At 74.5% G+C, this 282-nt stretch carries 1 protein-coding gene; it reads left to right on the forward strand.

All coding sequences use genetic code 11. From position 1 onward, the window contains the following. Positions 1-55 precede the first annotated feature (55 nt). A partial coding sequence (locus BCV73_RS36010; protein ID WP_256993187.1) for a hypothetical protein occupies positions 56-282 on the forward strand: 227 nt, incomplete at its 3' end.

The following is a 282-nucleotide window of genomic DNA, read 5'->3' on the forward strand; positions in this document are numbered from 1 at the left end:
GATAACGCGTCAGCCGGTGGAAGGGCAGTGGGCAGGAGACGTAAGGGATCCGGCTGTGCTCAGGGAACTTGCGGAGCAGGCGGCGCAGCTGGTGGACAGGCTGCGTGGCAGGTCGCTGCTCGCAGCGGAGGTCGATTCGCTGCTGAGCGACCGGGCGCCGGGGCTTGCCGGCGCCTGGCACAGCGCGGCGCAGCTGGCCTACCTGCAGGGCCAGCTGGCGCTCGACGCGGGCGTGGCTGCCGCCCGCCCGCGCAAGGGGCACCGCGGCGCGCTTCGCGCCGG

It is taken from the genome of Paenibacillus sp. SSG-1 (assembly GCF_002224835.1).
In the GTDB taxonomy this organism is placed as follows: domain Bacteria; phylum Bacillota; class Bacilli; order Paenibacillales; family Paenibacillaceae; genus Paenibacillus_AQ; species Paenibacillus_AQ favisporus.